We start from the raw sequence: 24,439 nt of genomic DNA, 5'->3' as shown, positions 1-24,439 counted from the left end.
TCGTTTTTTTAGATTTAATTTATCATAACCATGGCTCCTTTAATGGTTGTTTGAGCCCCTCCTGTTAACTCAGCTTGTGCATTTCCTTTAGCTGAAAGTTTCACATTAGCCGTTTGCTTAATGTTGGTTCCTTTTACAGTAACATCTCCCGGAGAGCTTTCTATAGCCACTCCTTGTTTACCTTTTAAGGTTAGTTTTTGGTTAGCCTCTATTGAAATATTTTTGGCACTTTTTATTACAATACCACTGGAAGACATTACGATGCTGTTGCTATTTTGATCTTTGATGGTTATTTCTTTACTTTTATCATCAAAAACAGCGGTGTTTTTATTAGGTGTTTCTATGGTAAACACTTTATTTTCATCATCAAACTCAATAAAAATTCCTTGTTTAGAAACAATTGCTTTTTTAGTGTTTTTTTGGTTAGGACTGAGCGTTTTGTAAGGCTTGTTTTTAGTACTGCTATACAAACTGCCTAAAATTATCGGGTAACGCGGATCTTCATTTAAAAACCCCACCACTACCTCATCTCCTACTTCGGGTAAAAAAAAGGCTCCGGCTCCTGAGGTTGCATAAAAATTAGCCAATCGTGCCCAAATACCTTGCCCGTTAGGATCAAACAACGGAATATCTATTAATATTCTATACTGACTATCCGGGTCTTCGTACATTTTTTTTACCGTAGCATTAAAAAGTCCCTGTACTCCCGGCAACAATCCGGAAGCCGGTGGCGCCATTACATCCGGTTCTTCTGTAAACCATACCGGAGACAATCCTACAGATACTTCAGTGATCCAATTTCCGTTACCAACGGTATGAACTACACTTGACATCAAATGATCTCCGTTAAATCGGTCGCCCAACCCATCAAGAGTGATATACTTTCCCGGATTTACTTTATTACTTCCTTGAAATTTAACTTCTCCTCTAATTTTTGAAAATTCACTTTTCAGCATGGCCGCTTTAGACCAGTTGGTTAAATCAGTTGCTTCTAAAGGAGCGGTAGTTTGTACTTTAAAGTCTTTTAACCCTACAACTTCTGATAATTTTTTGCTGGATAAATTTCCGGGGCCGGCATACGTATTTGCTGCTGAACCATTCACTACTTTTTGTGTTGGATATCCCCAAGCATCTCCTTTTACCGAACTTAATTGTGTAATAGCATCTAAATCTGCTTTAAACTCAAGCAAGTTATTTCCGTATTCTATTTCTAATACCGACTTTTTATCTTTATCCGGAGGAAACACAGCTACTTTTCCGTTTAAGGTCGTTACAATCATGCCGTTAACCTCAGCTCTGGCTAAAATAAAATCCCAATCAGTAGTATAATATTGTACCTGCTCCGGCCATTTTGTTTTTGTAGCGGTTACCTCAGCAGAAACTCCTGAATAGGTATTGATAATAGACGTTATAATTTCACTATCTTTTTTCTTTGCATACGTAAGACTTTTACGCCCTACAATCATACGTATGGCTTCATCTCTACATTCAATTTCCAAAGTAGGTCCTATACTACCATGAATATTAATGCTTTGTTTGGTTACAATTCCTTCAAAAATAATCTCGTTTTCTGAGTCATAACCTGCTTCTATACGTACTTTATTCCCTGGAACAAAGGTTTTAGATGAACTTACAGCAAACCCTTCCTTAGAAGCATTCCCGTCTAAAACAACTATCGTTGCTTTTGAAATTCTATTGACTGATTTTTCAACTACAATTCGCTCAATTTCAATCTCATCCGGAATTGTACTACCCTCAACTTTAATATCAAAAGTTACTAAGCCTCCGCTTTTTATTTCTGTACCAGCACTCATGATTCTACAGGTTTAATTAGTGGCGGAAACAACAATTCCTGACCGCCTTTTAAATTTCTAAACTTATTAAGGTTGTTATATTTAGCTACTTGTATGTAGTAGTAAGGGGAATTCCAAACCTTGGTACATAACTGAGGTAAATTTTCACCTTCAACTACCTCTACTAAATGGGTAACATCGGGTGATTCTTTTTTTTCTTCTTTGCTTTTCTTTTTTGGGGATACGTACTCTCCAAAACTCAATGCTACTTTTGCTCTCAGCGGACTTCCGTCCGGTCTGAAAAGTGTGTAGGTAGTATTAAATGTTTTAAGAACACTGCTAAAAGATAAATTGGCGCCCCATTGTATTTTTACATAATTAGGTCGGTGAATTTTACCGTTATACGTATATACAATATCTTCAATGGCTTTTATTTCTTTAGCCATGTCTATACGTTTAGAAAACACAACCCCTGTACAATCAATAACAATTTCAAAGCTTAACTCATCACTGGGGGTATTTTTATATTTCTGAGAGGGTTTACTGGAATCTATAGGTTGTTGCTCGTTATATTGGATTTTCCTATTCCATTTAATCGAATTCGGGTTTATCATTACCTTATAGGGTTCACCCGGAACCGGATTGGTAAAGTTTTCATCTAAATACCCTGTTATTTTCATAAATTCTAGTCCCATATCTCGCTATCGTCTATAATTTGTTTTTTTAGCTCCTTCAGAAAGCATACGCTTACACATTTCTATTAATTCTTCTTTTAATACAATCAAATCATTATTGCTTAAAGAAGAAGTTTCATTAACCGCTGTTTTAATTTCGGTTTTAATAATAAGTTCTCTGATTTCTATAGGCATTCTCTTCTTTTTTACCCAGCTTTTAAGGTTTGTTTTTTACGATACAGTAAAGTGTATATAGGCAAATTCAATGGTATCTATTAAGACCTCACTTTCTTGCGATTTTAAATCTGAAATTGAATATTTAATGGGATAGGCTTTGTAAAAATTCCATTTCATAGAGGCCTGCCCTTGTTTGTTTAATAGATTTACGGATATCGTTTTGGTTTGTATAGGCTTAGCCAGTCCACCATCGATACTTTCTTTACACCATTTCGTTAACAAATCACCTTTAGGAACTAAAGCTCTTTTTAACACTAAATTTTTACTTACAGAAACAGCCGGGAGGCGGTATTTAAACCTGTTTTCTCCTCCCCCTGCTACTTCTTCTACCGTTTGCTCTTTCGTCAAACCTGATACTTGTTGAAAAGGCAATCCTTCACTTCCGTCAAATGAAACAGAGAAATAAAAGCCTACAGGAAATTTTCCTACTTCACTTTCTTCTTTTGCCTTTTTACTATTAGCCATTTGTTATAATCAATTCTTCGTGTGCTATTTCTATAGTATCAACTGCCACTTCATTACCGTCAGACTTTAAATCGGTACTGGTAATTTTAGTAGGCCAAGCATTGTTTAACTGCCATTGCATAGTTACATTACCACTTTCGTCTAACAGTTTTATAAGTACTGTTCTACGTTTAATGGTGTTCATTTTAATTTCTGCATGCCAATCCCAAAATGTATTATCGTTTACAAAAACACCACGTTTCATGGTTACGTTTCCGTACTTAACTATTCCGGGCATTTTTTCTGTAGAAAACAACGGGCTATTACTTTTACGGTATTCTATAATTTGATTTTCTACATCCATTCCGGAAACTTCCTGAAATGCGACTCCTGTAAGTTCAGTTCCTAAATCTACTTCGAATCGGAACTTTGGCATGGGCCATGTTGCGCCTTCAACGCTACCATCATCTGTTGCCATAATATTATATTTTTAATGTTAGTATTTTAGTTTGGTTTTACTCACTAAGTGAGCTTACAATACTCCGACACTCACGCCGAAATTTTTAAAACTGGTTTCTTTAATTACCTAAGTATATAGCTCTTGTTAACTAGAAGTAGCCATTTGTTGTTGGAAGGTTAACACGATAAATTCAGCAGGTCTTACAATAGCCACTTTTACGGTTACATTCATAAAACCATTTAAAATATCTTCTGAAGTCATAGTTGAACCTAAACCACATTCTACAGAGAAAGCATCGGATGCACTGACTCCTTGCAAACCTCCTTGTTTCCAAACATCATTTAAGAAGCTAGAAATCATTGCTTTTACAGCTTCCCAAGTATTTTTATCGTTTGGAGCAAATACATAAGCATTGGCTGCCAGTTTACAAGATTGTTCTAAGAAAATCATGGTTCTTCTTACAGAAAGATACCTCCAATCTTTACTGTTTCCGTCTAAAGTCCTGGCACCCCAAACTAAGATTCCTAATCCGTTAAAAAATCGGATGGCATTAATTGATTTTCCTGATACAGCGTCTACGTTTAAATCTGCCTGTTGTGTTTCTGATAATTTAATAGGTAAGTTTACCACATCTACCATTGAAGTGTTTGCCGGAGATTGCCATGGTCCTACCTGATTATCCGTGGTTGTAATTACTCCTGCCATTCCCCCACTTGGCGGTAACATATTAGCGTCTTCTAATACATGAGCTATAATGGTGCTGTATGTAGGACTGGCTGTAATTAAGGAGTTGTTGTATTGGCTTACGGTTAACGCTTGTCCGTTAGGCGGATTTTGAATATTTGCTATAATTACATCAACCGTTGGATTCGGGTTATCAGGCGGACTTAAAATAGCTTTTAAATCATCTAAGTTACCTCCGAATAAATTGGTGTAATCTATATCTGCCGCTTGCATTACCGTAGTTCCTACAAAAGGATAATAGGCTGTCCCATAATCTAACCCGTTAGAACCGGTACTATTACGGAATGCTTCAATATCATCCATGTAAGTTAACGAGTTAGGATCGTTACCTCCTATAATATCAAAAATACATACGGCTGTTTGCATTTCTGTAGATTGTAACAACATTGCTTGCATTAACGACGCATTATTAGCTACAGATAATAATGTTGCTTCCGGACAGATATACATGGTAGGTTCTTGTTCTTGTTTTAACAAAGCCAATCCGTCTGTTAACTGATTCAATTGTACATTTGGGTTTACAATTTGTGCCCCAACTGCTGCCGGGCTTCCTGACGGAGCACCGTAAGGGCCTACCGAAACAATATAAGCATCACCCCCTCCGTTATCGTAAAACAATTTAATACTGTTGTATAAATAATAAATAGTATTAGGATCGGGTAAAATGGCGTAGTAGCTACTTCCAATCATCATATAATCACCTGTAGTAGGTTGACTGTCTTGTTTTACCAAATAATATTCCGGATCGTATTGTTTTGCAGGATCTGCCGGTGCCGGTGGATTGGGTAAACAAAAAATAGCTTGAAAGTCTGCGAATGACGTAATTTTTGTGGGTACATTCGTGTACGATTTCCCTTCGTACATGGCTTGAGGCGTATATCCAATAAATGCCGGAATAGCTGTAGCAATCGGAACTACAGAATTACCAAAAGCACTTACTTCATTGATATAAACCCCTGGAGATTTAATGGTTGATAAATTCATAAAACATCTTTGTTATATTCATTAATTAGCTTTTTTGATATTGAAATTTTTAATTACAACTTTTTTCACCTCCTCTTACGGAGTATAATTTCGAAGCTGCCTTTATATCTTGGCTTTCTTCATTACCTATATTTTTATGGTTATACATATACATACATTAAAGAAGCCACTAGCGGTGGGCTTACCTTCGTATTTACCTGTAATACATTCGGGTTCGGATTGGGCAACCCTTTAAACACTGTTTTAGCGCGGGTTGTACCGTTTTTTTCTGTACTACTTATTAAATTAAAATGATATTGAGGTATTTCGGATAGTGCCAACAATTGGTTCTCTAAAGAAAATAATTGGGCTGTTTCTCCATTTTGAAGTCTTACCGTATCAGGACCTCCAAATGTTATATCGGTATTACTTTTTATAGAGAGTTCTCCTAAATTTTGATGACTTTTATTAATAATATAGTACTCCCATTTGGTAGCTCTGGCTTCAAAATTAATTTGATAGCAGGCTATTTCTCCATTAGCTTCTGAAGAAATTAAATCTTCAAAATTTACCGTTAAGCCAAACAACTTATCAGCTTCTTCTGTTGGAACAAAACGGGATTGCAAAATTATAGTTCCGAATGTTGTAACTGAACTCACTAAAGAACTTGTGTACTCAAGTATTCCTATTTGATTTATTGGCAAATTGGTAAATTGATAAAAGTAGGGTTCTTGGATAATTACGTTAAACTTAAATGCTTTTTCTCCGGTTGTTGTCGTAATATAATTCAGCAAATGCTCAAGAGATGTTTTAGCATCTGTATACAACTCAAATCCGTTACGAGTAAGTTTTAGCTTTAATGAAAATCGCTTCATTATATACGTTGTTTCCTCAGAAGCTGTATACAGTAATCCTTTACAAATAGTATCTAAAAAATAGGTATGCGTTACCGCTACATCAAACACTTTATAAAAGTTGCTTTTAATCATTTCTTGTAGTATTTGAGGTTCCTGTAATTTCTGCTTCAAAGCTTCTTACTTCATTAGAAGCTATACTGATCAGTTTCATTTTATAAATAACACTGGGCTGATATTTAGCTCCCAATGCACTCCATAAATTATGCATTTGCAAGTAACCGTCTCCTTTTTCAAACTCAAATTCCAAACGGGTAATTCCTTTAGGAATGGTTGACGAAGTATTGGCATCTAATGCTCCGTTTATTTGAAAAAACTGAATAGAAGCGTTTAAAAATTTTAACGTTTCATTATATTCTTCAAAATTCGGGGCTATTAATATGTATATGTTGTAACGCTCTCCTACAGGTTTGTTTTCATAATTACCGTTAGCCATGCGGTTATTTCTGTTGTAAAACGATTTTACGGTTTCTTGCCCTACATGTACTATAGAAATAATTACCTTGTTTTGGTTTTCTACCGGTACCGTTCCGTTTTGATCTATAATTCTATTGGTAACCACTACATCATCACTCAACCCAAACTTGTTTTTCAAGAATTGGTTTAGTGAAGTATTGGTGAATTGTAGTGCTTTAGAAATCATATATCTTGCGTGATTATCATGAACATTCCAAAGTTAAACCTTCCTTCATTTGGTTCTTTTAAAACACGGTATACAAATCATATACAGTTATTATAAATTATAAATAGCCGTATACAAAACATAGACAATTTATTTTTTGACGTGATTTTTTGGAGTAAACATCTATACAGATCATTAGAATTCAGGCTCGTTTTGTACACCCAAAAAATAATATTGAAAAAATGGTGTACAAACATCTTTATGTAATGAGTGTACAATAAAAAATATTTTCTTTTACCGTATTGTACAAAAAATATTTCCTCATACTGTACAATAAAAATTTAAAAAATAAAAATATTGTACAGAACTGTACACCCTAAAAAAGGTTTTCAAAAAACGGTGTACAACTTTATGTTACTGTTATATAATTTATTCATACACTTCTTAAATGATTTACCTAAATTAAAAAAATATTAAGAGTACTTTTGCGGTTGTATGAAAATTGCAATAATAACAGATATTCATGAAGATTGTTTTTCTTTATTAAAAGTTTTTAAAGAAATTGAAAATAGAAAAATAGATAAGGTATTTTGTTTAGGTGATATTGTAGGTTTTAACTTGGAGTATCATTATCATTATTTAGATACAAAATCAGCGGATAAAAGTCTAGAGATTTTGCGGAAAAATAAAGCCATTTCTGTACTAGGTAATCATGACATTAACTTTTTAGGAACTAATAATGTCGATGTAAAAGGCCGAGATCAATATAAATATGATGATGAGCATATTGATATATCTTTTCTATCCAAAATGTATTTAAAAGAATGTAATGTATTACACACTGAAAAAAGAATCCTTTTTAGCCATTTTCTTTACCCTAACTTAAACGGTTTATATAAACCTGAAGAGAATCAATTAAAGTTAATTAAGGATCATTTTTTATTTATGAGTCAGAAAAGAGTTTTTTTGTCTTTCATTGGTCATTTACACACTCCAAAAGTACAAGTTATAACAAATAAAAAAATAATAGAGTTAAAAGAGAATCAAGAAATTTATTTAGATAAAAGCTGTTTGAATGTTATAAATTGTCCTCCAGTTGTATGTAATAGAAATAAACAAACAAATATGTTACAGTATAATACATTAACAAATGAGTTATTATGGGTTGTTGTCTAAAAGAGCTAAAGTTTTAACTATAGCTCATTATTATTCTATTAATTCTATTCCAAACAACAGATTCGCTCTCAGGTAAATCGATTTTAGAATCAAAATCAAAACAAATATCATTTTTAAGAGAGCCTATGTCTGATAAGTTATTTTGTTTAGTAAAAGATAAAAAGGAATCATATTCATTTTTAATCCATTCTTCTATACCTAAAGAATATAACGGATCAGGAATGTTTTTTTCAATATCAGAGATAGTTCCATTATTTTCAAAATGTTCCCATAATTCTTTTCTTGTTAATTTTCTTTTAGGTATATTTAAAATTGTTTTAAGCTGTTCTTCTAATTGATAGGATGCGTTTTTATAAGCTATAATCTGATTAAAAACTTTATGAGCTCTTTCATACCAAGGAAATTTCACTTTAATTCTTAATCCGTCTTTATATTTTAATACAAATCCCTCCATATTAGGAAGATTTAATTGTTTAATGTCTTCAATATTTTTTATGTAGGAAAAATCTTGCGTATATTCTTTGGCTATTGGGAAGCCAATGTTAACCAATTCTTCTTCATTTCCAGTTTCAGTATCTAATATTCCTAATAGATATAATTTTTCTTCCTCTCCATAATCTACTAATACTCTTGTTTCAGGGTAAATAGCTTCAAAAATGTAAGTTTTTTTTCTGTTTAATTTATCGAAGGTATGTTTGTATTTTTTGTGAAGTATTTCTGTTGCTTTTTTGGCTTTAGGACTTTTGAAAGATCTTTGAGTAGCTAAATAGGGAGTATCTTTAATCCAATAAAGGATAGTAAAAGTCCCATCTACTTTTTCAAATATTCTAAAATTATTAGTTTTAATTTTCTGTATTTGATTTTCACTTAGGAGAATAGTATCTTCTGATACATAATTTTTATAAGTAAAGAACTTTTGAAAGGCTCTAGATAATACATTTCCATCTGAGTCTACAATAAGCCCACGCATATTGATATTAAAATCATCCCATTTGATTCTGTTATGACTGTTACTATCAATCTGAGAATATCCATAAATATATATATCATCATCTTGATGCTTTTCAACTGTAAATTTTCCTAATTTCACATATTGATTTAGTTTTTCAATTTCAAACTTATTTTTCATTAGTCTCTTTATCATTTTTTTTGTTTATTATGTTATTGTTTCTTTTTTTCTCTAATAAATATTTAAATTTTTCAAAAAGCCTAGCTAGTAATCTTCTTTTTTGTGTTATTATTTCTGCTTGTCCAGACATTTCTTTACTAAAATTTAATTCAAGTCCATTATCACTAATTAAGCCATTAGAAAGCTTAATTCTGACTAAATAAATTTTTTCCAGAGGTATTAAAGATATTTTATCAATTTCTCCTTCAATAATACCATATTCTTGAAAAGGATAGGAATCTAATTTGATTTTTACTTTTTGTCCAACTCTAACTTTTCCTGCCCCTTCAGACGGAAGAAAAGCTTGACCAATAATCTCATTATCACTAGGTAAAACACTAAAAAGAGCCTCACCTTTTTCTATAAATTGATTGTTTCCTAGAAACTTCAAATTTTCTAATTTTCCATCTATAGGAGAAATGAATACATAACTTTGTTCCCAAAGGTGTATAGCATTTATGAGTTCTTGGTAATCTGTAAGAAGTTTAACATTTAATTTGTCAATAACTTCTACTTTTTCGTATTGTATTTTAGATAGCTTATTGTTTAAATCAAGAATACTTAATTGATCTTTTATTATTTGATTTTCTTCTACTATAGAATATTCTTTTTCCTTAATAAGTCTACTTTTATTTTTTTCAAATTCAATTCTTGGAATAGCACCGACCTTAACAAGAATTGAATCTTCACTAACATTTTTTGAAAAAAGAATAATATTTTCATGTTTGAAATTTAAAATTTCCTTTCGTTTTTCAATAGACTTTTTTATAGAGCTTATTTGGTTGTTTAAAGAGTACTTTTCTAACTCATATTTATTTAAAGTATTCAGTTGATTGACTTCATAAAGAGTTTTTATAAATTCAAAGTATTTACTTTGGATTTCACCTAATTGATATTTTAGAGCAAATGAGAATTCATTAAAATTAGGAATTGTATCAAAAGAAAAACTCTGTAATGCTTCTTTTAGTTTAAAAATATGCTCTTCATTTGCACTGTTTTCAAGTAATGCTATGTAATCATTCTTATGGACTAATTCACCAAAAGAATTAATTTTTAACTTTATTTTTCCAGAGATTCTACTAACAATATTTATTGGAGGTTTTTTTGCGGTAACTTTTACTTCAGCCAAAATAACGTCCGGAGATTTAATTATCCATCCAAGAAATAACCCAAAGGTTATTAGGGATATTAGAAAAAAAAGTAATCGATTATTAGTTCTTTTAGGGAATGTATTAATTACTTCTTTAAATTCATCAGAATATTTTCTGTAAACTTGTTCCTTATGCATATTTTAATCAATATTTGAGTTAGTTAATTGACTTTCAAATAAATTAAAATATTCACCTTTTCTTTTTATAAGGTTGTAGTGATTTCCTATTTCTACAACTCTACTATCTTTCATCACAACTATTTGATCTGCATTTTTTATTGTACCAAGTCTATGAGCTACAGTTACAACTGTTTTTCCTTTAAACTCTTCTTTTAAATTATTAACTACAATTTTTTCATTGTAGGCATCTAGAGAATTGGTAGCCTCATCAAAGAAAAAATATTCAGGTTTTTTGTACACAGCTCTAGCAATTAAAACTCTTTGCTTTTGTCCTTCACTCAATCCTCTTCCGTTTTCTCCCATTAAAGTATTATATCCTAATGGTAGCTTTTCAATTTCATCTTTTATATTAGCAATTTGGACAGCTTTTAAAAAATGTTCTTTATTAAAGTCTCCTTTACCTAAAACAATATTGTTAAGAATAGTATCTTTAAATACTTCACTTTCTTGGGTAACTACACCTATTCTTTCCCTCCATTTTTTTAGACTAACATTTAAGCTATTACTAGCTCCAATTAAAAGCTCTCCCGAGCTAGGATTATATAATCTTAAAATAATTTTTAATAGAGTAGATTTTCCACTGCCACTAGCTCCAACTATAGCGGTAATTTTACCTTCAGGTATTTTAATATTAACATTACTAATTACGTATCTGCCATTTTGATGATATTTATATGAAACATTATTAAGGGTAAGAGTATTTAAAGATGGAAAAAAGGTGTTAGAAGCAATTTCTTCAGTTTCTTCTTCTTCAATTCTATCAACTTCAGCCATTCTTAAATAGCTAATCATGGCTAATTGATAAGAACTTATAAAATTTACTACTTCAGAAACAGGTCCTTTTAATTGACCTATTATGTATTGAACAGCTATTAACATACCAAATGTAATATTTCCATCTATAACAAGCATTGCCGAGTAAAATGTTAAAGCAACATCTCTAAGGGTATTAATTAGGTTCGACCCTACTTGTTCAGCTTGGTTAACATTAAGTAGTTTAACAGCTACTTTATAAAGCTTTACTTGGACTTTTTCCCATCTCCATCTTTTACCTTGTTCAAAATTATTATTTTTAATATCTTGAATATTTCCTAACATTTCTATCCAATGACTATGATTTTGAGCCATCAAACTAAAATATTGAATATCCATTTTTTTTCGAATTTCCCAAAAAAAGAGAACCCAAAAAATATAAAGTAAACTTCCAATAAGAAAAATCCAAAATAGTAAAGAGTCATAAAAAATTAAGATAACTCCAAAAACAAAAAGATTTAAAATAGCAAGTATAATAGAAAAAGCAGAGTTCATTAAAAAGTTTTCCAACCTTTCATAGTCCATCGCTCTTTGGAGAATATCTCCAATCAGTTTGTTTTCAAAAAATTTTAGAGGGAGCTTTAGTAACTTAATTATATAATTAGCTAATAGAGAAACTTTAACTCTTTGAGAAATGTGCATATTAATAGATTGTCTAATCCAATTTCCGGCACTAGTACTAATTACAAGAATTACATTTGCTATTAACAAAAGCTGAATAAAGCCTAAATCTTTTGTCGAAATTCCGGTATCAACTACAGATTGGGTTATAATTGGAAATATAGCTTGTAATAAAGTTATAACAACCATTGTGGCTAACAGTTGGAATACTTGTTTTTTATATGGTTTTAAATGACCGATTAAATATTTTACAACATCAGCAGAAGAGGATTTTCTTCTATCAGATTTTAATTCCCTAAAGATATCAGTAGGTTCTAAAGCTATTAAGACACCTTTTCTCCATGATTCTTTTTCTCTTATATGGGCGATCCAACCGTTTACAAATTCTTGTTTTGAATAAGTTATTAAACCAATTGCAGGGTCAGACACATATACCTTATCTTTCGTTACTTTATAAACAACAATAAAATGAGATTTTCTCCAATGAATAATACAAGGTAAAGGAATTTCATTTAAAAGTTTTTTATAAGAAGTTTTAACAGGAAGTGTTTTAAAACCTAATGATTCAGCAGTTTTGCAGAGGTCATAAATAGAAACTCCTTCTTTAGTTGTTTCACATCTTTTCCTTATTTCATCTAATTCAAAATATTTTCCATAATATCTACATATAATTTGTAAAGAGGCAGGCCCACAATCTTTTGTGTCCAATTGCATAAAAAAAGGAAAACGTTTAATTCTCATAGCTTTTTTCTAACATTTCACCAAGAGTATGGAATATGAAAACTAAATACTCATTGGATATTGAAAAGAAATTTGAGGCAAAAATAATAATATTTATCCTACTTTCCAATTCCATGAACTCACCTATTTCAACATTATTAAGTTTACTTTTGGGTAAATAGTTGTAATCCCACTTTTTAATTGATTCATAAAAAAAACTATAAATAACATCTTTAAAGTTTTGAAAATTAGAATAGTCATAATGATATAGTTTGTTGAATAGGTCTTTTTTTATGGTGTCATTTTTAAAACTTTGGCCTAAGAAATTACCGTAGAGTGATAAATCATTTTTTAAGTCATCTTTTTTTAGTTTGAATAGATAACACTTAAGTATGAGAAAAATATAGTTGAAAATTAATTTTGTTTCTTTTAATTCTGGTTCAAAGAAAATTTTGTTTGATGTTTGTGAAAAAAAGTATTCTATTGAAGAGGATTCTTTTTGAGATACACCTAAAAAACTATAGATGTCTAATAAGTATGGATATTTTATAAATAAATCGCTATCTGTTTTATATGTAAAAGAAAAAAAGTTATCCAATTGTAAAATGAATCTATTTTTTTTAATAGTTGAATTTTCTAAGCGGATTATGATATAAGTTCCTTTCTCTAAATCAAAAAAGGAGTTGTAAATATTAAAGTTGAAGAACTTTAAGTTCATATTTTGTAACCAAAACATAAATTTTTTCAAGGTATTGGGTTTAAAATTTTTGAAAAAAATAACTAAATCATTAGGTGCTTTATTTAAAATTAATTGGTTACTATAAGTTGTTTTTTCTATGATAGATTTAATAGGAATGAAATTATTTATAGAAAAGATAAAGTTTTCAAAACTGTTATTCTCTAAATATTTGTTTTTAATAATTACTAACTTTTCAATAAATAAAGGAGAATATTTGTTAATTTCAATAATCTTATGTTTCGTTTGTTCAAAAAAGCTAAGATTATCAAACTCTAATAATTTTAGGTCAATAATAAGTTTAATAATATCGTTGACTAAAATGTCTTTTTCAAATTTATTTTGATTATTTTTTAAGGTGATTAGTAAATTTTTTATGTTTTGCTCATAACCATATTTTCTTAGTAGAAAATAAGAAGAGGTTTCTTGATTTATTTTTTGTTTCAAGGAACACAAAAAACCATCATTATCCACCAATATTTTACCCTCTTTTATAATTTGGTTGTAAATGCCAGATTTCTTGTTAACCTCAAGTATTTGGCTTGCTTTTATTTTTGGTAAAATTATAAGTTCAAAAATTTGATTTTTATAATTAATTACCTCTTTAGTGAAGAAAGAGTTTTTATTTGATATAATAAGTAAATCAATATCATTAAATGTTTCATTTGTTAAACTACTTCCAAAATGTAATATATTTGGCGAGTCAGGGAAATAATCCGATATAAAATTTGTTATGATACTTTTCAAAATAAGAGGTAATTTTTTACTCACAAATCTAGTATTTATATTACTATTATCTAGCAACCTTCTTTTTTCACAGAAAAAACTTACTCTGGAAGAATTACTTACATTAACTAAATCTAGTTCTTTGGAGTATCAAATTATTCAAAGAAATTACTTAAAAGAAAAATTAGAATACGATATATATACGAAAAGCTATTTACCTAGAGTTGAATTAAAATCATCGCTTCCTACTTATAATCGCTCTATTAATCAAATAACTCAACCCAATGGAGATAATATATTTATTGAGCAAACACAAGCAAATTCAACATTAAGTTTATCAGTTTTTCAAAAATTACCTTTCTCAGGAGGTACGTTGCTTGTTAATTCGTCTTTAAATCGGTTAGATTTATTATCAAGTAAAAAAGTATCATATTCGAGTAATTGGATAAATTTTTTTTTGAGTCAGCCTCTAAATGGATACAATTCTTTTAAATGGAGTAGAAAAATTAATAAAGAAAAGTTTATTAGAAATAATATAAAAAATTATAAAAGATTTGAAGATTTGAATATAAGTGCAGTGAAATTATTTTTTTCTGTACTGATTAATCAAAAAAAAATGGAGTTAACTCAAAAGAATATTGATTTAACAAAGGAGTATATGGAAATAGTGAAGAAAAAAGATAGTTTAGGAAGGATTGTTACATCTGATTTTTATAAAGTTAAACTATCGTTGAATGAATTGATTAGAAAGTATGAAGTTGATATAAATAATTATAAGAACTCTATGTTAGGGCTAAGAAACTTAATAGATTTTAAATCTAAAGATTCCATTATTTTACAAGAACCAAACTTTTTAGAGTTACCTGATATTGATAGAGGTAAGTTGGAACAAAAATTAATGGAGAATACAGTAAATTATAGTATGGATTTAGAGATTTTAGAGTCGGAAAAAGAGTTAGATAAGGCTAAGAAAGAAAGAGGTGTTCAAATAGATTTGGAGTTAGCTTATGGTTTAAATAGTAATTCGAATAATTTTAATGATTTATATAATATACCTTCAAGAAGAGAATATGCTAATATAGGATTGACTATTCCAATTGTTAATTGGAATGAAAATAATAAAAAATATCAAGTTCAAAAATTGAATAATCAGAATTTACTAGATAGTTATCAAAGAAAAAAGAAAAGTTTATCTGTAGAAGTAAATAATATTATTAGTGAAATAGCAAGTTTATTCAAACAAGTAGAATATCTTCAGGAAAATATATCATTAATAAAATTAAACATTAACTCAACTTATGAAAGGTTAAAATATGGACGTCAAACATGGTATGAGTTTAGAAGAGAGTTATTTGAAGAAGAAAAAATATTAGTAAATTATCTTTCTACGATTCAGCAAATATGGTTAATAAGATATCAACTAAGAAAGAATAGTCTTCACGATTTCTTTGTGAAAAAAGATTTGTTTTTTAAATAATTTTTTTAGCTTTGTCTGAGCTATTAAGAAGAAAAGTTAAATAAAAACCATGTAAGATTTTTTCTTTTTAATAGGTATAGTTTAGTAAATATTAAAAAGAGTAAACATGAAGAAAAAAATGAGCTTGGAAGAGTTAGAATTGGAACTTCCAAAAATTGAATTGCAAGAAACAATGTTTTTATTAGGTGGTACGGGGTATACCACAATTGATGGGAATCAGAATGATGATATTTCAAGACCACCGGGTCATGGTTTAGAAGATTACCCACAGCCTAATGGACCTGATTTGCCAGAAGGAGAGGGACCATCAGGAGAAATAGATCCAAGTGATCCTGTTGGTTATCCAGATGGAAATGGAGAACATGATGAGGAAGGATATGGGGAAAATGAATATCCTGATCAAAATGAATATGGAGATAATGATCCTGAAGAAGGAAATGGTGAAAATAATCCACCACCACCAAATGGAGGTTCTAATGGAGGTTCTGGAAGTATTCCTGAAGCACCAGATAGCTGGACAGATGGCATATCGGCGGATAGTATAGATTGGAATATTCCTCTTGATATTGCAGGAAAAGTAGGAGTGGTTAATTTCATGGACCAAATTTCAACTCTTTTTCAATCAAATAGTGTTGTTGCAGATTTAATCAACCAAATAAAGATGAATGGTGTTGAAATTAGTTTTGGTATTTCTACAACAGGTACGGAGAATGCCCATACAAATACTGATTGGAAAGATAAATCAATTGTAATAAATTTTAATGAAGCAATGATTAATGATGGAGGGTGGAATAATTTAAAAAACCCACAGTCGACTGACCCGTCTAGTTCGGATTATTTGAAAGAATATGAAAATGCGGGAGAAAGTTTATTACATAGTGTGATTCACGAATTAAATCATGCCTTGTATAATTCGATGTATATGGATGCAAAAAATAAGGCAACTGAGGCAGCCATAGCAAATACTGGAAACCCTAACGCTATACCTAGTGGCTATAATATTTATTCATCATTAGTAATTCATCATGGTTCAGGTATTGCTAATATATTCTTTTCATCGGTAGATCCTGTGAATAGATTTGCTACACCTGCTAGAGATTTAGATTTAACACATCATTCATATATGTACGGAAACTCAAGTCTTTTGAATGATTATTTAAGATCAGGTTTCGAAGAGTATTTTTCGGATCTTAATGATTATGAACATTATTTACAAGATATGAGAGATTGGGAAGAAAATGATAGAGATCCAGCGGGTGGTTATGTTGAGGAAGGACATTAATTTTATTATATATGAACACTAAGTTATTAATTTTTCTTTTTTTTCTTGTTTCTTGTTCAACGGTTAAAAAGAGTAATAAATCAGATTTATTTTCCCAAGAAGAAAAAACTAAAGATTCATTGATTCTTTCAAGTAGAAATTTAAAAAATATACCTGATTTATCAGAGTATAAAGCGAGGTATTTAGATTTATCGAATAACGCAATAGATCATTTAGATGAAGCAAAGATGCCCAAAAACTTATTAGAATTAAATTTGTCAAATAATAAGTTATCTGGGGATATTAAAATTTTTGAATTAAATAAATTAGAAAAACTAAATATTTCTTCAAATAAAATAAGAAGAGTTTTTTTAAAGTACTGTATAAAAAACATTAATTTATCAAGTAATAATCTTATTGATATATTGACTAATTGTGTGGAAGATCGACCAAATATGATGGATACATTAAATATCTCAAATAATAATGAATTGAGTAATATTCTTCGGTTTTCTCCTTCAGTTTATAAGAAAATATATAGAAAAGAAATAAAAAATGACTTACCTTTAGTTTGGTCTTTTGAAGTGCCAATAAAAAATTAATAAAAAAAGCTGTTGTCAATAAACAGCTTTTTTATTTCAAATCTCTTAATTTTATATGCAAAGAAAATATTTAATCATTTTTCTTTTTTTCTCTTCCTTCATATGTAAAAGTCAAATTAAAAGAATTGATTTTGTGAAGGATAGTTTAAGTTCTTATATAAGGAAAAGTATTCGATTTTGGGATGTTAAAAATTGTGGTGTTGTAATAGTGCAGGGAGATTCTACTTTATTTAGAAAGGGGTTTTCATATAAAACTTTTTCAAAAATAGAAGATGAAACTCAATTCCCTCTAGCTTCTGTTAGTAAGCATTTTACATCTCTAATGCTATTAAAAGTCTTAAGAGATAATAATATTTCTATTAATTCTAATATTTTTGATTACATTGAGAATGATTCCTTGAAAAAAAACTTTTTAAGGAAAAATATTACGTTTAAAGATTTATTAAATCATAACTTGGGATTTAAGAATTATGAAAAAGACTTTTACTTATTTGAAAATCGTTATTCTAAAAAAGAAATATTAGAAAAAGTATATTCAGATACTTTACCTTCTAAAAAAAGCTATGGATATCATAATGCAGGGTATATACTGATAGGGGAGCTTATAGAAACAATAAGTGGAGTTGAATATGAAGATTATTTAAAGGAAGAGTTTTTGTATGTTTTAAAGATGTTTAATACTCATGCTGATTATAATAATTACATAAGTGATATTAAAAATGTTGATTTTTTTAAAGGAAAAAAGAACATTAAGGTAAAAAGTATTCAATCAAATAAATTTAAACCAGCTGGAGGTATATATTCTACTTTAAAAGATATGGATTCATGGATTAAATATTTATTAAAAGAACCTAATCCATTGTTAAGTAGGGTTTTTGATACCATTTATATAAAAAATGAAACACACCCGTATAACAAAGATTCAAAATTAAATTATCAGTTAGGTTTAAAAACGCAATATTATTCAGGTAAGAAAATATATTTTCATTACGGAGGCTTACCAGGAATTGTTACAGCTCTATACCTGATACCTGAAATAGAAGTTGGGTTCTTTATATTTTGTAATAAAAATAACACCCCCCTAACAACAATGATTTCTTATGAAATTTTAGATTCATTTTTAAGTTTGCCATATAGAAATTATAGCATGTGGTCAAAGAGTTACCATGATAAAATGGAAAGTAAAAATGAATTAGAACATCAAATACAAAATAATAAAATAATAAATAATAATATTTTAGGGAAATATAAGAATGTAGATTACGGTGAGATTAAAATAATTCAAAAAGAGAGTGAAGTTGTTTTATTATTTGAAAACCATGGAGAACTCAAAGCGACACTGGATTATAATGATGATGTAAAACTTATTTTTAAAACTAATTCATTGATTTATCCTAAAATATTGATTGAAAAGAAACAAAATGAAAGGGAAATTGAATTATCATTTTTTGAATCAGACCCCCATAAATATAAATTTGTAAGACTATGATTTTTTTCGTGGTAAAGATTTTTATGGTAGTATGGTTTATTATAGTAGTTTTTATCAACCTATTTAAAACAAGTGATATAGTTGTTAAACTTAAAAATAAAATTCCATTCTTATTTTATTTTATCAATCAATGGTCTGTGTTTTGTCCTATACCAATTAATTCGGATACTCATTTTTATTATAGGGATTTATTAATAAATGGAGAGACAACTGAAGCGAAGTTAATAGATATTTCAGAGGGAAATTTTTTTTTCCATAGAGAAAGAATCTTTTTGGAAAGATTATATGCTCAAGGAGAAGTTAAAAATAATAATTATGAAGCCTTAAAAAAATATCTTTCTTTCTATGAAAAGAAACCAAATGTTTTAAAAAGGCAAATATTAGCAATTGAATCAAAAGGCTGTGAAATGAAAAGTCATAAAATTGTATTGGTAGATTATGTATAATGAACAATTGTATTTAAAAATAACTCTATTATTTTTTTATATTTGGCATATACAAGAGTCTGTTATTTTTTTGCTAAAATTGAATTATAGAGTTGTACAAGGGCTTTATAGGGTAAGAAAGACATTCCTTCATTTATTTATATTTTCTAATTTTTTTCTATGCCTTAGCGGTTTGTTTTTTTTATATGGGAGTATTGATTTAAAGACACTTATAGTATTGATAATGATATTATTCTCTCATTTAATTTATTTTTATTTTTTTAGATCAATAATAGATACTTCAGATCGACATATTGGTATGTTAAACATAGGGTTAGTTTTAGCTGTTTTTCAGAATGATTTAGGAATGATTTTTATTGGGGTAAACACACTAATTTTATATTTTTTTACTGGTTATAATAAATTGTTGTCATTTAAATGGAGAACAGGAAAAGCTCTAAGGGAGGTGATGAATACTAAAAACTATGGTCACGAAAAAATAGCTGATTTTTTAGAGAGTAATAAAAAAATATCTTTAATTATATCATGGAGTATTATTGTTATCCAACTAAGTTTTTGTTTGGCTATTTTTAATAAAACTTTACTTATATTTTATATTACCATAGGCTTTTTATTTCACCTTTGTAATTTAGTAGTTATGAGGCTTCACAGTTTTTTTTTAGCTTTTTTGGCTAGTTATCCATCTATTATATTTTTATCTAGTTTATTTCAGAAATAGAAATGATTTCTACAAAACCTGTTCTGACAGAAAAATGTATCGAGTAATAATGCATATATAAAAATTAAAACGCACTACAAAAAAGCGTATAAAATTGCTCTACTTGCTTTCCTACAAAAAATCATACACAAATACCTCATCCTCCATATACCAAAAGAAATAAAAAGAATGAAGATGTAACATTTTTCGATTTCTGCATCTAAAGCTAAATTTAAATATAGAAATCATGAAAAACATCTTTTTAACACTAGTCATCCTTTTTTCACTGTCAACTCAGGCACAAGAAAGCAAGCAACCCATTCATGTAAAAATTATAGGTAAAGGTAAACCCGTTTTATTAATTCCTGGTTTTACAGTGCCGGGTGAAAGTTGGAATACAACAGTTAACCAATTAAAAGATAATTACGAGTTTCATGTGGTAACACTTGCCGGTTTTGGAGGAAAAGACCCCATAGAATTTCCTTGGTTACCAAAAGTAACTAAAGCTCTTAAAAACTACATAGAACAACAACAATTAAAAAACGTAACCATAGTTGGACATAGTTTAGGTGGTACCCTTGCTATATGGTTGGCAAGCAGGGAAAACAATAACATAGCAAAAATAGTCTTGGTAGACGCACTACCTGCCTCAGGTGCACTTATGATTCCTAATTTTAAGCCTGAAAATTTAGTATATGACAGCCCTTTTAACAAACAACAATTGGCTATGAACGAAAATAGTTTTGAACAGCTAGCTCAGAGCATGGCGCAAGGAATGAGTTTAAATCCGGAAGCTCAAAAACAAATAAAAAACTGGGTAATTTCGGCGGATAGAAAAACCTATGTGTATGGATATACCGATTATCTTAAACTAGACTTGAGAGAGGATTTAAAAAATATTTCTATTCCCGTAACCATTATTGCAGCAGATAAACCATTTGGTAAAGAAATGGTTACAAAAACGTACCAAAGTCAGTACGCAAATTTAACAAAATACGATTTGATTATTACTGATAATTCTGCTCACTTTGTAATGTTTGACAAGCCGGAATGGTTTGGAGAACAAATCCAACAAATTTTAGCAACTAACTAAATGAACATAGAAAAACAGTTTACAGAAATATATAACACCTATGCCCCTAAAGTTTTTAGATTGTGTTTGGGATATGCTTCCGGTGATGAAGATTTGGCAAATGAATGGCAACAAGAAACCTTTATAAAAGTCTGGCAACACAGAAAAAGTTTCGAAGGAAAATCCTCTATAAGCACTTGGGTTTACAGAATAGCTACAAATATTTGTTTGGGTGATTTAAGAAAATCAAAAAAACAGATTCAGATTAACAAAGATATCGAACAAACAGATTCGGAAGGTACTGAAAGTGAGAAACAGGAAGTATTAATTGAAAAAATGTACCAGTGTATTAATCAACTAACCCAAGACAATAAATCTATTATTCTTTTAGAATTAGAAAACATCCCTCAAGCTACCATTGCAGAAACACTGGGAATTGCTCATGGCGCATTAAGAACACGATTGAATAGAATTAGAAAATCACTTTTAAAATGTATTACCAATGGAAAATGATAAACTAACCCAAACATGGAATTGGCAAAAGAATACGCCTCCAATGACAAACCCCGACCAGATCATCAAAAAAGCTAAAAGGCAACGTTATGAGCAATTTATAGCCATAACCGTGATGTCATTAGCCGTCCTTATCTTGTTAAGCTACACTATGTATCACCTCAACAACTCATGGAATAATTTTACTCTGGGTCTTGTATTAATGATTTCTAGCCTTACTTTTCGTATTGTTTTAGAATTCGTTTCACTTTATCAAAGAGAAAATCAATTAATTTCTTTAGATAATGCATCATTTAAAAAATATTTAAAAAAGCATCATAAACTTAGACTGATAGTAAACTATATAATTACCCCCGTATGCTTTATAGTATATATATATGGTTTTACAAAGCTGTTACCCTATTTTAAACAATGGTTCTCTGAGGGCTTTTACACGTACATCCTCATCTCCGGAGCTGTCTCATTTTTGGTATTAGCCGTAATTATTGTGAACAACATATTAAAAGAACATAATTTTTTAAAACAACTTAACAGAAAGTAGCCTATAGGCTGCTGAATTTAAACAACCTAAACAGAAAACTCGTCCTTTCCTTCCTCCTACTTGCAAATTCATTTCTTATTTCTAAATTTAACAAATGAAATTTGCAAGTAACTTTCGTTAGTTTAAACCAAAACTTTTAGCTTCCCTATTCCGTTAATTATGAAATGGCTTTTGCAAATATAGGAATTGATCCATTATAGCCCAGCAAACCTGAAAGTTTAATGATTTCTAATACATTACTTGCCTAGTACTGAACGTCAGCAAAATTTAAAAAATGATACTAAAAATCGGAACAGCTTCTTTAAAGATTAAAACATATAACAATAAAGAATTAGGACTTGATAATAGCTATGAGGACATAAGCTTTAATTTATATCAAACGTTTTTTTTCATACTTTTCATCCCTGTCCTTCCAATGGATAAATTTTGGAAAGTTAAGAATAGAAAAACCAATGAAATTATTACAACCAATGCTGAACTAAGAACAAAACTTAATATTATAGCTCTGAAAAAGAAAAATCCTTTATGGACATATTTAGGAACTATAATAGTATTAGCACCTTTTATCTACTTTTTAGGTCTTCTCATATTCAACTTAGGAAATGATCAGTTAAAAAAATTAGAGAGCAAAAAGGAAAAAGAAATAATTCATTTACAAATACTGAATAAAATTAACGCTCCTATGCTAAATGATCTTTATTTCATTAAAATGATAGAAATGGATCCTAAGAAAAATATAAACGGTAAAATAATGGGCTATGAAAAAGGTAGTAGAGAAAACTTTGAATATCAACTAACTCAGTTTTCAAATGATACCATAAAATTAAAACTAACAAAATATCCGAAATATTATAAATACGGTCTTAAAATCAAAAATGAAGTAACAACAACTAAAGAACAATTAATAAACATTACTTCAAAATATAATAGTATTGATTTTTACGAAACCGGAACAAAATCTAATCCGGATTTAGGTGCTGTTTTTACAATTAAAGATATAACTCGACAAACAAAATAACTTGTATTAATAAGATTACTGAGTCTCTAATGAGGTGATGAATTAACCCTGGATAATTTCTTTTATTTAAACGAACCTTACAAACCAACCCTTTACAGTCTTAAAAAGAATTAATATAATTTTTTAAATTCTGTTCTTTCTCCAGCGTCATTTTTTTCTTTAACCGATATTTATGTGTGCGTACGCTTTCTTTATTAATTCCTAAAATATACCGTATATCTTCATTAGACATATTCATTTTTAAATAGCAACAATACTTAATATCTTTAGGAGTTAAACACGGATATTTTTTAGACAACTGAGAAATAAAACCGGGGTTTATATTTTCAAAATACACTTTAAAATCATCCCAATGATTGGTGGAAGCATCTAACTTAATATTATTGATAATTGAATAAATTCTTTTTTTTGTTGCTTGATCAGCAGAAATACACAACTCTTTCATTTTCTCTGTCATATTCCGTAGCAACTCTTTTTTCTGATCTAATTCTAAAACATACCGTGCTAAATTTTTATTTTCGGTAATAAAACTGGCTTGTTTTTGTATAGCATTCTTTACTAATTCATACTTAGTTTCTTTTGCTTTTTTTAATAAAAATAAGCTTTTAATATTAGTAAGCAAATGGTTGTTTTCTAAACAAGTTTCTACAGATTGAACAATAATAGGCGTTGTAAATGACGAAAGGTTAAGTTTTTCGTAGCGATTTATTAAACACAATATAGGAGGTATACTATGCGCTTTCATTCTACAAAATCGTGATAACTCTAAAAAATTATTTTTAAAACTAAAAATAAGTAGCTCCGGAGTTACGGTAGTAAGCAGTTGGTTAAGCAGCGAAATAGAATTCACAGTAAGATTACTATAACCTTCTATGCTTTCTAATTGACTCATTATTTTTGAAAGTATAGGATTATAATCAGACACAATGATTATATATTTTTCTTTCATTTATGAGGGGTTATTGTTAATTGGTTCAAGAATAAAACTCTAAAAAACAGTTCTTAAAATTGTAATACAACAAGCTTAACCGTACTTTTTTAAAGTTCTTTACATTCTATAGCCTGCCGTATTATTCACTTAATTTACACTTATTATGAGCTTCAACTTACATTTTTACCTCTCAGCGTTAAAAAAAATGGTAAGAGCGATATTTTTTTAGTTAGAAAAACTTCCTCATTTCC

The 24,439-nt window shown here is 29.4% G+C and carries 24 protein-coding genes; 11 read left to right on the top strand and 13 right to left on the bottom strand.

What is annotated here, in order from left to right; all coding sequences use genetic code 11:
* Nucleotides 1-14: 14 nt before the first annotated feature.
* The 8 genes from vgrG to ACQY1Q_RS11225 form a co-directional block, all read right to left on the bottom strand.
* The gene (gene vgrG / locus ACQY1Q_RS11260; RefSeq protein ID WP_431005419.1) at nucleotides 15-1,814 is read right to left on the bottom strand and encodes a type VI secretion system tip protein VgrG; all 1,800 of its coding nucleotides are present in this window, start codon (nucleotides 1,812-1,814) and stop codon (nucleotides 15-17) included.
* Nucleotides 1,811-2,488 carry a hypothetical protein gene (locus ACQY1Q_RS11255; protein ID WP_431005418.1) on the bottom strand — a complete coding sequence of 226 codons (678 nt, stop codon included), beginning with the start codon at nucleotides 2,486-2,488 and terminating at the stop codon, nucleotides 1,811-1,813. Before ACQY1Q_RS11255 ends, vgrG begins: the two co-directional genes overlap by 4 nt.
* A gap of 6 nt (nucleotides 2,489-2,494) precedes the next feature.
* Entirely contained in the window at nucleotides 2,495-2,662 is a 168-nt protein-coding gene (locus tag ACQY1Q_RS11250; protein WP_431005417.1) for a DUF5908 family protein, read from the bottom strand.
* Between the two features lie 36 nt (nucleotides 2,663-2,698).
* Nucleotides 2,699-3,169: a phage tail protein gene (locus ACQY1Q_RS11245; protein ID WP_431005416.1), complete on the bottom strand. Its 471-nt coding sequence runs from the start codon at nucleotides 3,167-3,169 to the stop codon at nucleotides 2,699-2,701.
* The gene (locus ACQY1Q_RS11240; protein WP_431005415.1) at nucleotides 3,162-3,626 is read right to left on the bottom strand and encodes a phage tail protein; all 465 of its coding nucleotides are present in this window, start codon (nucleotides 3,624-3,626) and stop codon (nucleotides 3,162-3,164) included. The genes ACQY1Q_RS11245 and ACQY1Q_RS11240 overlap by 8 nt, the downstream gene beginning before the upstream one ends.
* Nucleotides 3,627-3,752: 126 nt before the next feature.
* Entirely contained in the window at nucleotides 3,753-5,336 is a 1,584-nt protein-coding gene (locus ACQY1Q_RS11235; protein WP_431005414.1) for a phage tail sheath family protein, read from the bottom strand.
* Nucleotides 5,337-5,476: 140 nt separating this feature from the next.
* Nucleotides 5,477-6,304 carry a hypothetical protein gene (locus ACQY1Q_RS11230; protein ID WP_431005413.1) on the bottom strand — a complete coding sequence of 276 codons (828 nt, stop codon included), beginning with the start codon at nucleotides 6,302-6,304 and terminating at the stop codon, nucleotides 5,477-5,479.
* Nucleotides 6,297-6,872 carry a DUF4255 domain-containing protein gene (locus ACQY1Q_RS11225; RefSeq protein ID WP_431005412.1) on the bottom strand — a complete coding sequence of 192 codons (576 nt, stop codon included), beginning with the start codon at nucleotides 6,870-6,872 and terminating at the stop codon, nucleotides 6,297-6,299. Before ACQY1Q_RS11225 ends, ACQY1Q_RS11230 begins: the two co-directional genes overlap by 8 nt.
* A gap of 474 nt (nucleotides 6,873-7,346) precedes the next feature.
* Here ACQY1Q_RS11225 and ACQY1Q_RS11220 point away from each other — a divergent pair, with 474 nt between their 5' ends.
* Nucleotides 7,347-8,027 carry a metallophosphoesterase gene (locus tag ACQY1Q_RS11220; RefSeq protein ID WP_431005411.1) on the top strand — a complete coding sequence of 227 codons (681 nt, stop codon included), beginning with the start codon at nucleotides 7,347-7,349 and terminating at the stop codon, nucleotides 8,025-8,027.
* Nucleotides 8,028-8,040: 13 nt separating this feature from the next.
* On the opposite strand, the gene ACQY1Q_RS11215 is transcribed toward ACQY1Q_RS11220, so the two are convergent.
* The 4 genes from ACQY1Q_RS11215 to ACQY1Q_RS11200 are packed head-to-tail and all read right to left on the bottom strand — an operon-like array spanning nucleotide 8,041 to nucleotide 14,186.
* Nucleotides 8,041-9,171, bottom strand: a complete 1,131-nt coding sequence (locus ACQY1Q_RS11215) for an RNA ligase (protein WP_431005410.1) — start codon at nucleotides 9,169-9,171, stop codon at nucleotides 8,041-8,043.
* A complete protein-coding gene (locus ACQY1Q_RS11210; RefSeq protein ID WP_431005409.1) occupies nucleotides 9,146-10,483 on the bottom strand; it encodes an HlyD family efflux transporter periplasmic adaptor subunit in 1,338 nt (445 codons plus the stop codon). The genes ACQY1Q_RS11215 and ACQY1Q_RS11210 overlap by 26 nt, the downstream gene beginning before the upstream one ends.
* 3 nt (nucleotides 10,484-10,486) lie before the next feature.
* Entirely contained in the window at nucleotides 10,487-12,673 is a 2,187-nt protein-coding gene (locus ACQY1Q_RS11205; protein ID WP_431005408.1) for a peptidase domain-containing ABC transporter, read from the bottom strand.
* A gap of 16 nt (nucleotides 12,674-12,689) precedes the next feature.
* The gene (locus ACQY1Q_RS11200; RefSeq protein WP_431005439.1) at nucleotides 12,690-14,186 is read right to left on the bottom strand and encodes a hypothetical protein; all 1,497 of its coding nucleotides are present in this window, start codon (nucleotides 14,184-14,186) and stop codon (nucleotides 12,690-12,692) included.
* On the opposite strand from ACQY1Q_RS11200, the gene ACQY1Q_RS11195 reads away from it, so the two are divergent.
* From ACQY1Q_RS11195 to ACQY1Q_RS11150, 10 genes are all read left to right on the top strand, one after another.
* Nucleotides 14,149-15,618 carry a TolC family protein gene (locus ACQY1Q_RS11195; RefSeq protein WP_431005407.1) on the top strand — a complete coding sequence of 490 codons (1,470 nt, stop codon included), beginning with the start codon at nucleotides 14,149-14,151 and terminating at the stop codon, nucleotides 15,616-15,618. The genes ACQY1Q_RS11200 and ACQY1Q_RS11195 overlap by 38 nt on opposite strands.
* 106 nt (nucleotides 15,619-15,724) lie before the next feature.
* A complete protein-coding gene (locus tag ACQY1Q_RS11190; RefSeq protein WP_431005406.1) occupies nucleotides 15,725-16,900 on the top strand; it encodes a hypothetical protein in 1,176 nt (391 codons plus the stop codon).
* 11 nt (nucleotides 16,901-16,911) lie between these two features.
* Nucleotides 16,912-17,481, top strand: a complete 570-nt coding sequence (locus ACQY1Q_RS11185; RefSeq protein ID WP_431005405.1) for a leucine-rich repeat domain-containing protein — start codon at nucleotides 16,912-16,914, stop codon at nucleotides 17,479-17,481.
* Nucleotides 17,482-17,614: 133 nt separating this feature from the next.
* Nucleotides 17,615-18,970 carry a serine hydrolase domain-containing protein gene (locus ACQY1Q_RS11180; protein WP_431005404.1) on the top strand — a complete coding sequence of 452 codons (1,356 nt, stop codon included), beginning with the start codon at nucleotides 17,615-17,617 and terminating at the stop codon, nucleotides 18,968-18,970.
* Nucleotides 18,967-19,416: a hypothetical protein gene (locus ACQY1Q_RS11175; protein ID WP_431005403.1), complete on the top strand. Its 450-nt coding sequence runs from the start codon at nucleotides 18,967-18,969 to the stop codon at nucleotides 19,414-19,416. The genes ACQY1Q_RS11180 and ACQY1Q_RS11175 overlap by 4 nt, the downstream gene beginning before the upstream one ends.
* Nucleotides 19,409-20,134, top strand: coding sequence for a hypothetical protein (locus tag ACQY1Q_RS11170; protein WP_431005402.1), 726 nt, complete (start codon nucleotides 19,409-19,411; stop codon nucleotides 20,132-20,134). Before ACQY1Q_RS11175 ends, ACQY1Q_RS11170 begins: the two co-directional genes overlap by 8 nt.
* A gap of 226 nt (nucleotides 20,135-20,360) precedes the next feature.
* A complete protein-coding gene (locus tag ACQY1Q_RS11165; protein WP_431005401.1) occupies nucleotides 20,361-21,206 on the top strand; it encodes an alpha/beta fold hydrolase in 846 nt (281 codons plus the stop codon).
* Complete coding sequence (locus tag ACQY1Q_RS11160; protein WP_431005400.1) at nucleotides 21,207-21,698, top strand: RNA polymerase sigma factor; 492 nt, start codon at nucleotides 21,207-21,209, stop codon at nucleotides 21,696-21,698. It begins immediately after the preceding gene.
* Nucleotides 21,688-22,239, top strand: a complete 552-nt coding sequence (locus ACQY1Q_RS11155; protein WP_431005399.1) for a hypothetical protein — start codon at nucleotides 21,688-21,690, stop codon at nucleotides 22,237-22,239. The genes ACQY1Q_RS11160 and ACQY1Q_RS11155 overlap by 11 nt, the downstream gene beginning before the upstream one ends.
* 274 nt (nucleotides 22,240-22,513) lie before the next feature.
* On the top strand, nucleotides 22,514-23,257 hold the full coding sequence (locus ACQY1Q_RS11150; protein WP_431005398.1) for a hypothetical protein: 744 nt from the start codon (nucleotides 22,514-22,516) through the stop codon (nucleotides 23,255-23,257).
* 100 nt (nucleotides 23,258-23,357) lie between these two features.
* Here ACQY1Q_RS11150 and ACQY1Q_RS11145 read toward each other — a convergent pair whose 3' ends face one another.
* Nucleotides 23,358-24,206, bottom strand: a complete 849-nt coding sequence (locus ACQY1Q_RS11145) for a helix-turn-helix transcriptional regulator (RefSeq protein ID WP_431005397.1) — start codon at nucleotides 24,204-24,206, stop codon at nucleotides 23,358-23,360.
* Nucleotides 24,207-24,439 lie beyond the last annotated feature (233 nt).

The sequence above is a fragment of the Tenacibaculum sp. TC6 genome, from assembly GCF_050606265.1.
GTDB lineage: Bacteria > Bacteroidota > Bacteroidia > Flavobacteriales > Flavobacteriaceae > Polaribacter.
This window is presented reverse-complemented; position numbering and strand designations above follow the sequence as displayed.